Annotated in this window: 6 protein-coding genes; 5 read left to right on the top strand and 1 reads right to left on the bottom strand. The window is 61.6% G+C overall.

Going from position 1 to position 8,757, the window contains the following annotated elements; translation table 11 throughout:
• The 5 genes from ADK28_RS01800 to ADK28_RS01780 form a co-directional block, all read left to right on the top strand.
• The coding region (locus ADK28_RS01800) for a hypothetical protein (protein ID WP_048794720.1) at window positions 1–2,410 on the top strand (2,410 nt) is incomplete at its 5' end.
• A gap of 308 nt (window positions 2,411–2,718) precedes the next feature.
• Window positions 2,719–4,023 carry a methyl-accepting chemotaxis protein gene (locus ADK28_RS01795; RefSeq protein ID WP_048794719.1) on the top strand — a complete coding sequence of 435 codons (1,305 nt, stop codon included), beginning with the start codon at window positions 2,719–2,721 and terminating at the stop codon, window positions 4,021–4,023.
• A 174-nt stretch (window positions 4,024–4,197) separates the two neighbouring features.
• A complete protein-coding gene (locus ADK28_RS01790; RefSeq protein WP_033640930.1) occupies window positions 4,198–4,767 on the top strand; it encodes a TetR/AcrR family transcriptional regulator in 570 nt (189 codons plus the stop codon).
• An 11-nt stretch (window positions 4,768–4,778) separates the two neighbouring features.
• On the top strand, window positions 4,779–5,417 hold the full coding sequence (locus tag ADK28_RS01785) for a GNAT family N-acetyltransferase (protein WP_033640929.1): 639 nt from the start codon (window positions 4,779–4,781) through the stop codon (window positions 5,415–5,417).
• Complete coding sequence (locus ADK28_RS01780; protein WP_048794718.1) at window positions 5,405–6,415, top strand: alpha/beta hydrolase family protein; 1,011 nt, start codon at window positions 5,405–5,407, stop codon at window positions 6,413–6,415. Before ADK28_RS01785 ends, ADK28_RS01780 begins: the two co-directional genes overlap by 13 nt.
• A gap of 2 nt (window positions 6,416–6,417) precedes the next feature.
• Here the strand turns inward: ADK28_RS01780 and ybiO are convergent, their stop codons facing one another.
• Window positions 6,418–8,637 carry a mechanosensitive channel protein gene (gene ybiO, locus ADK28_RS01775; RefSeq protein WP_053093505.1) on the bottom strand — a complete coding sequence of 740 codons (2,220 nt, stop codon included), beginning with the start codon at window positions 8,635–8,637 and terminating at the stop codon, window positions 6,418–6,420.
• Window positions 8,638–8,757: the final 120 nt, after the last annotated feature.

The following is an 8,757-nucleotide window of genomic DNA, read 5'->3' as shown; positions in this document are numbered from 1 at the left end:
GTTCGCTCAGGGATTCGAACGGCCACCGACGGCAACTGAACTGGCCGCTTACCAGCAACGGCTGGCGGAAGGCGCGACGCGCGGCGATCTGCTGGTGGATATGATCGCGCAGTTGCGCGGGGTGGTGGCGCCGGAAGATGCGGCGGCTCAACAGCATTTCAATGCGGCGGGCCAGGAATATTCGCCGGGCGAACTGCCGGCGACCGAGTATCTGGAGCAGATAGCGGCGCTGTTCCGTGCATTGCCCGAGCGGGCGGTGGACAGCGTCTCGCTGGACAATTGGAGCAAGACGCTGGCCTCCGGCACCTTGAGCTATACCGAATTGGTCACGGCCCTTCTGGCGACGCCGGAATTTCAGGCGCAGATCGGTGGTTTACAGGGGGACGACTTTATTCAGCACGTCTATCAGGCGGTGCATGGCCGGGCGGCGAATGAACAGCAGTTGGACCACTACCGGGCGCTGGGCGGCGACAAGGCCCTGGTCACGCAGGCGGTGATCGCCGAGCTGATCAATGCGCCGCCGACAGGTGATGTTCAGTATGAACAGTGGATGTTCGCGCGCGATGTCGGCGCCAGCCTGGCGTATAAAACGACCGCGTCTCTCGCCACCAGCGAGGGGGGAGGCAACGCATCGGGTACGGTGAATACGCATGCTCACCATACGCTGAGCAATGCGGAAACCGCCGTGCTGTTCAGGGTGTTCCTGGATGCTGACGCGGACGTCACGGTTGACCTGAGCTATGCCTCGCAGCTTTCTTACCTGATCGTCAATGGCGACGCTGCGGCGGATATCTGGCTGCATAATAACCCTGCGGCTCGGTATGGGGTGGACATGACGGTAAACAATGCCAATGTGACAGTGCATGGCACTTATGGCGACGATCGGGTGCAGCTCACTTCGCAGGCCGATCTCGCCGCCGCCCAAGGGCACTTTTATCTGAACAACGGCAATGACAGCCTGCTATGGGGAGGCAATGCCGATGGCGGCGCCAATCATGTGGGGTTGATATTCAGCGCCGATGGCGGTGACGGGCACGATATTTTGTCCGCCAACCTGATCGTCAAAATGACCTCGACGCTCGATCTCTTTGGCGTGCGCATCAGTACGGTGAGCAGCAATGCCGCCAATTTCAGTCATTTCGAACAGATAGATATGGCGGGTTACATCGGCCAGGCGGAAGCTACGCTGACGCAAATCGGTTGGAACGGTTACAGCACGAAAGCGCTGGCGACGAGTGCTCATGTGTTTGACTACGGGGTGCTGAGCGGCAACGCCACCGTAGAGGGAACGGACGGTGGGACGGTCGTGCAGAGCCGGGCGGCGCAGGCGCTTGGCCGTGAGGGATTGTTGTTGTCCGGCCGGGCGGATAACGTCAAGGTGATCAACGCCAATGCCGATGCGGCGCGCCTTGAAATCAGCGGTATCGGCGATCATGCGGACAGCCGGCTGGAGATAGCCTTCCTTGAGAATGCCACCGATCGTTTCGATCTGTTGTTCTCCGGGCGCGGTAATGCCGGCTCGTTGGCGCTTGACTCGCATGGCGATGAAAATCCATTGACATTGGTTGCCATTAACACCGGCGGCTGGGGAAATGGCGCCTTGACGCTGACGGGGCAAAATGATCAGGTGCAAGACATTACGTTGTCCGGCGGCGCGAATTTCAACCTGACGCTAACGGAGGGGTACACTCAGGTCCGCCAGGTTGACGCTTCGGCCTTCGCCGGTAATGGGTTCACCCTGACGTCCTCTCATGGCGGCAGCGGTGACGGCACGATCATTCAAATGTTGGACTTGCTGCCGTTAAGTGGTGGCGCGCAGGCCAAATTGGCGCCGCTGCTGGAAGATCTTGGGCTACAGGGCGAACAGCTGTTGGTCAAAGGCGGAGGAGGCAGCGATCAATTTAACGTGCAGGGAGACACGACGATCGTCGCCGGCGCAGGGAAAAGCCACGTTACGCTGCAGAGCAGCACGGCGGCGTCAGGCGTGACGTTAAAAGACTTTTCGCTGACGCAGGGCAGCATCGACGATGTGCTTTCGGGCCTGCGGATTGCCCATGGCGCCGGCGCTAAGCTGGCGGATTATGGGGTCAGCGATGCGCAAGGCATGGAGGCGAGAATCAGCGCCCTGACGGCCGAGCAGGGCGGCAGCGCCAGCCAGCTGTTGGCCGCGTTGCTCGATCTCGGTCAGCCTGGCGCGTTGAGTGCCAAGGTCGGGGTCAGCAGCGTTCTCGGCGAGCAAAACAGCAGTTACCTCATTGTCGATAACAATGATGACCACCGTCTGGATGCGGCGGACAGCGTCATCCTGCTCTTGGGGCAGGACCATCAAAGTTTGCTCAATGAACTGCGCTATGTGCCGGAAATCATGCTCAACGGCACGGTGACTGAGCCGGAGCCGCTGGTCGCGTAAGAGGCGATGTGTTAGCTCAACGGCGCCGGTTATCCTGCCGGCGCCGATAAAAATCCGCATTTTACCTTTCAATTTTCATTACTTACGTTATTCTCATTACGCATTTAATAATAAAAATCTTAGGTTGTTGGTTTATTTAAATTCGAATAATTACTTTACTGAATAAATAAATTTAATCCGGTTAATAGCAATAACCAGAAGGTTCGGCGCTGCCCGTTCCTTCCGCGATGGCACGTCTGCGTGTGGGCGCGGCATGTGGCCAGACAAAATAAGAAAAGCGCCATCATCTGCCACAAGGACTACACCTTATGCTGTTACGATTCAGTCAGTTAACTACCCACAAAGGCGCCGAACTGGGCGCGATAGAACACGCCGTTCCCATGATCGTATTCTCGCCCGACGGCACGGTCTTGCGCGTCAACGATCTCTTCCTCAACACGCTGGGATTTCAACGCGATGACGTGATTGGCCGGCATCACCGTATTTTCTGCGATCCGAACTATGTCGCCAGCCCGTTATATCGCAAGCATTGGGAGACGCTGAATAAGGGGCAGCCCATCACGGACACGATAAAGCGCATCGCGAAAAACGGCGAGGCGGTGTGGCTGCAGGGCACCTACGCGCCGGTGCTGAATAAACAGGGTAAGGTGGTGGAAATCGTCAAGATCGCCAGCGAAGTGACCGAGCGAGTGACCCAGGCGCAGGAACACCGCAGCCTGCTGGCGGCGCTGAATCGATCGATGGCGATGATCGCTTTCACGCCGCAGGGCACCATTGTCAGCGCCAACGACAATATGCTGGCGCTGATGGGCTATCGTCTGGAAGAGGCATGCGGGCAGTCGCATGCGGTGCTGTGCCCGCCGGCGTTCGCCGCTTCCGACGATTATCGGCGGCATTGGCAGCGCCTGGCGCGCGGCGAGTTCATCACCGGGCGTTTTGAGCGCGTCAACCGGCGCGGCGAACGGGTATGGCTGGAGGCCAGTTACAACCCGATCCTCGACAATGAAGGCCAGGTGGTGAAAGTGGTGAAGATTGCCCAGGACATCACCCGGCTAATGCAACAGCAGCAGCACGAAGAAGAGATGGTGCGCAACGCGCATCATCTGTCGCTGGATACCGATCGGCAAGCGGCGCAGGGCGCGGTCATCGTGCAGCAGGCGGTGAAAGGCATGCAGCAGGTCGAAGCGGCGGCGCGCGAAACGTCGGGCGTGGTCACCGAGCTCGGCAAGTGCTCTCAGCAGATCGGCACCATCGTCGAAGCCATTCGTAAAATCGCTGCCCAAACCAACCTGCTGGCGATTAACGCCTCCATCGAAGCCGCTCACGCCGGTGAGCACGGGCGCGGTTTTGCGGTGGTGGCCAATGAAGTGCGCACGCTGGCGGAGCAGTCGCGCAAGGCGGCGACCGAGATCGAACGCATGACCAAGTCTATCCAGCAAGGCGTGGCGGCGGCGATCGCCGGCATGGCGACCTGCGTGGAACAGGCCGGCGGCGGTGTGGCATTGACCCACGATGCCGGAGAAGTGATCAACCAGGTCAATATCGGCATGCATGACGTCGTGAAGCTGATGCAGGCGTTTACGTCGGTGAAACAAGGCGACGCGTTGCACTGAGTCTGCCGGACGCCGCCCCTGAAAGCGGGGCGGCGTTTTTATATTCCCGCCGATTCGCACGCCGTTGAGCTGCGGTTCAATTTTACCGGTCTATGCTAAACTTAATGTGAACGAACGTTCGTTCATGTCAATTTATGGCGCCAGGCGCCCCCTTCACCGTTTCGGGAACTGACGATGGGAAACCGAGAAAAGATTGTTGAGGCCGCGCTGCACAGCTTTACCCATAAGGGATTTCACCAGACCAGCATGCGGGATATCGCCCAGGCGGCGGGCGTCAGCGTGGGCAACCTCTATAACCATTTTTCCGGCAAGGAGGCGCTGATCGGCGAGATCGCGCTGCTGGAAAACGGTGTATTCGCCGAGTTCGCCGCCGGATTATTGGCCGACAGAAAGCGGCCGAAAGAGGCGCTGTCGGCCTTTTTCACCGCCTATCACGCTTTTGTCGCCGAACCGGACAATGTGCAACTGTCGGCGGAGATTGTGGCTGAAGTGGCGCGTAACCCGGCATTGGCCGAACCGTTCAGCGCCAACCAGCGGCAGTTGATTGAGGCGCTGGCGACGACGATCGCCGAAGCTCAGCAAATCGGCGAGATAGCGCCGGCGATAGCGCCCTTGCCGCTCGCGCAACTGGTGCTGGACGTGATCGAAAGCCAGGCCTGGCGGCAGGCGATCTTCGCGTCGCCTTCGCCGGAGGCGATCACGCCGGTGCGGCTGTTGGAGCAACTGCTCTACCGCCAACCCTAGTCGAGGTTGATATGTTGCACATTGAGCCTTATCGCGACGCTGACCGGCTGCAAACGGCGGCGTTGATCTACGCCGCGTTCAGCGACAAATTCCAGCGCGCGCGCCGTCTGAGCGCCCGCCTTCAGTGGCGTCTGTTCTATCGGCTGTGGCGTTGGCGGCAAAGCGGCAGCCGGGAGCGCAGCTTCGTGGTGAAACAGAATGAACAGGTGGTGGCGGCTTTTGCCCTCAATGCGGCCGAGGCAGAGGGCGACGGCGGGTTGCGCCCGCGCGCATTGCCGATTTGGCGGCTGTGTCGCCGCTATGGCTGGCTGAACGTTTGGCGCATGTATCTGCAAATGGTGGTGTTGCAGCATGCCCCGGCGGCCGATGAGCTGTATCTCTCTTACCTGGCGGTGGCGGAGAATCAGCGCGGCAAAGGGGTGGGCAGGCGGCTGCTGCAGTGGATGAACGGCTACGCCGCCGAACAAGGCGCAGGCCGGCGCCTGAGCCTGCACGTCAGCCGGCGCAACGTGGATGCGCAGCGTCTGTACCGGCGCTGCGGCTTTCAGGTGCGACGCGAAGAGCATTACGCCTTGCTGGGGCTGCTGTTCGGCCAGGCCGATTGGATATTGATGGAGAAACGCAACGGGGAGACGACGTGCGCAAAATAGGGCTGCGCCTCGTGGCGCTGGTTTTGGCGGCGCTTGGCTGGGTGATTTACGTCAACGACTTTCGCTTTGTCACCGAACCGGTCGCGGTGTCCGCCGGCGGCAATCGGTTGACCGGCACGCTGGTGCTGCCGGAGCATGCGCCGTTCAAGCCCGGCGTGGTGGTGTTCGTGCACGGCGATGGGCCGGCCAACGCCAGCCGCGACGAAGGCTATTACGGCATTTGGGAGGCGATGGCGCAGCAAGGCTATGCGGTTTTATCCTTCGATAAGCCGGGCGTTGGCGGCTCCGGAGGTAACTGGCTGCATCAGACCATGGCGGATCGCGCGCGGGAAACCGCCGATATCATCGACTGGGTCCGGCGAGACGGGCGCTTCGATGCGCGCTGCGTGGGGTTGTGGGGAACCAGCCAGGCGGGGTGGGTGATGCCGGAGGTGGCGCGTTTGCGCCCCGACATCGCCTTCACGCTGGCGTTGGCGCCGGCGATCAACTGGTTGCGACAGGGGCGCTATAACACCCGGGCGGCGATGGCGGCGGCGGGGGATGATGAAGCGCAGATCCAGGCGCGCGAGGCGCATTGGCGCCATATCCAAACGCTGCTCGAACAACCGGACGGCTACGCGCAGTACCGACGTGAGTATGGCGCCGCCGCCGCATTGAGCGCCGACCGCTGGCGCTTTATCCGCGCCAACATGGCCAGCGACGCGACGGCGGGATTGCGGCATTTCGCCACGCCGGTGCACCTGATCCTGGGCGGGCGCGACGTCAACGTGGACGCGGACGAAACCGAGCGTGTGTATCGGCAAACGATCCCGGCCTCGCTGCTGACGGTGACGCGCATCGACGAGGCCGATCACGTGATGGTCAAGCCGCTGTTCGCGCGCCATCCGTGGCTGATCAACGTGGTGGGCCTGTTTGCCCCGCGCTCGGTGCAATACGACGCCTACCGGCAGGACGTGGCGGCCTTCCTGGCCGCTCAGCCCTGCGGGCGCGGGCGCTAACCTCAGATCGCCGCGGGCGGCGCCTGCTCGTCATGCGGCTGCGGCGCGCGGGAAATCTGCATCGCCTGCTGCGGCATGCCGATGCCGGCCCGATCGAAATGGATTTTCACCAGCCGGTCGAGGGCGTATTGCACCACCCACTGTTTCAGCGCCTGCGTGCGCACCGTCACGCGGGTGGTGAACGAGCGATCGCCCAGCGCCACCACGCCGTTGAAGACCGGCTCGCCAATCAGGAAATGCTTCACCTGTTCATCCTGCTTCAGCGCCTCGATGGCCTGATGCAGCACCGCATTGACCCGATCGATGTCCTCGTCGCGGCTGACGGTGTAATTGGCGCGGTATACCCCGAACTCACGCGCATAGTTGGCCAGCGTGGTGATCGAAGAGTACGGCACGATGTGATAGACGCCGTAGTCGTCGCGCAGGCCGATCGAGCGGATGGTCATGCGCTCCACGGTGCCGGTGATGCCGCTGACGGTCACGTATTCGCCGGTGTTCATGCCGTTTTCAAACTGGATGAACACGCCGGTGATCACGTCTTTCACCAGCGTCTGGGCACCGAAGCTGATGGCCAGCCCCAGCGCGCCGGCGCCCGCCAGCAGCGGCGCGATGTTCAGTCCGACCTGCGACAGCACGATCATCACGGTGATGGTGCTGATCACGATAGCCAACACGTTGCGAAACAGCGTCAGCAGCGTGCGTTCGCGCGCGCTCGGCCGCACGCCGTTGCTCAGCTCCAGCGCCAGGCGGTGCTCGATGATGCTGGCCATCAGCGTCCAGCTGAACACGGCGATCAACAGGATCAGCAGAATATGCACCAGCCCGCCGAGCGTCCGCTGGCCATTTTCGCTGCCCGCCCACTGGTACAGATTAATCAGATGCCAGGCATCGAGCAGGAACAGCGTCACCGCCAGCACCACCATCACCCGCAGTATCTTCAGCCCGTTCGGGATGTAGGAGTTGATGCGCCGCTCGAGCATCGGGTAGCGCAGATTGACGTCGGTCGGCAGTGAAATGCGGCGGAAAATCCAGCGGGTCAGCATGCCGGACAGCAGCGCGCCGACGCCGACCACCAACAGGCTTTTCACCGTGGCGCTCATCATAAAGCGCAGGCTGTTGCCGATGTCGAACTGGGACAGCACGAACAACACCAGAAAATAGGCGATCGCCAGCAGATGCCAGATATGCCCCAGGCCGCGCAGGATCACGCTGAAAAACGCCATCGACCGTTCGGCCAGCAGGTTGATCTGTTGCTGTATCGGCTTGCGGTTGTGCAGGATCAGCCAAAGGGCGTACAGCGTCAGCGCCAGCATCACCACCAGGTTGACGGTGGCGGCGGCCGGGTAGCTTATTTGTACCGCCACCACCGGCACCACCACCATCAGGCCGTAGCCGATCAGGCCGCTGAGCCAGGCGAGGCGCGTGTTCCAGTAGTGCGCGCTCCGGTCGCTGAAGGGGAAGGGGCGCAGATAGTCGAAGTTGGGGGCGAAAATCAGCCGCAGCACCGCCTTGAAAAATTCAATCACCGCGAAGGCGCTGAGAAACAGGGTCTGCAGCCGCAGAATGGTGGCGCTGTCGGCGTGGACGTGGCGGGCGAACAGATTGCCCGCCGCCAGCGCCAGCAGCAGCACCAGCAGATCGATGGCGAAAGCGCCGAGAATGGCGGCGGGGCGCTGATACCACGGGCCGCGCTGTAGCCGCGCATTGTGTCCCCAACTGCCCATGCGTTTGTACAGCGGCGCGATCAGCCGCCGGATCAGGTGGAACAGCGCAAAGGTGACCGCCACCGTCAGCAGAAAGTAGCCCAGCGCGCGGAAAAAGCCGGCGGGATTGAAAACGCGCTTCGGGCCGGAGTCGATCAGCTTTTGCAGCGCGCCGAGCTTTTGGTTAAAGGTGCCGATGCCTTCCTGCGCCAGCGAGTTCAGACTGTCGCTCAGCGTAGCGGGCGTCGATTCTTCCGGCGTTGCCGGCGCGGCGGCGGGGGCGTCGCCGGCGGTCTGTTTCAGGTGGTTGATGAGTTCCGCGCGCGCTTTGTCGTCTTGCAGCAGATCGGCCAGCGCGGCGTAGGCGGCTTTCTGCTGCTCGCTCTTGTCGGCGGGCGCGGGCGGCGCATTTTGCGCCAGGGCCGGTGGTGCGAAGACGTTCAGGGCCAGCAACAGCAGCAGGAAAAGCAGGTGTTCTCGCAGATGAGAACCTCGTCGGGAGTATGCGTTTGGCGGCATGGTTCCTCTCTTTGGCGTTCTGTGATCGGCGGATATAAAAGCAATACGATGAAAAACAATGAATATAGTAGGAAAGGTGGCGCGACGGGGCGTGGGAGAGCGTGCGGAATGAAAGCGGCG

Origin of the sequence: Serratia sp. 506_PEND, from assembly GCF_001076875.1 — a bacterium.
GTDB classification, from domain to species: Bacteria; Pseudomonadota; Gammaproteobacteria; order Enterobacterales; family Enterobacteriaceae; genus Serratia; species Serratia marcescens.
The sequence above is the reverse complement of the archived record's forward strand: the minus strand, read 5'-3'. Positions and strand labels throughout refer to the sequence as shown.

What these genes read in the sequence shown, in the direction of transcription:
- ADK28_RS01795 (WP_048794719.1), top strand. Translation starts at nt 2,719, where the DNA reads ATGCTGTTACGATTCAGTCAGTTAACTACCCACAAAGGCGCCGAACTG.
- ADK28_RS01790 (WP_033640930.1), top strand. Translation starts at nt 4,198, where the DNA reads ATGGGAAACCGAGAAAAGATTGTTGAGGCCGCGCTGCACAGCTTTACC.
- ADK28_RS01785 (WP_033640929.1), top strand. Translation starts at nt 4,779, where the DNA reads ATGTTGCACATTGAGCCTTATCGCGACGCTGACCGGCTGCAAACGGCG.
- ybiO (WP_053093505.1), bottom strand. Translation starts at nt 8,637, where the DNA reads ATGCCGCCAAACGCATACTCCCGACGAGGTTCTCATCTGCGAGAACAC.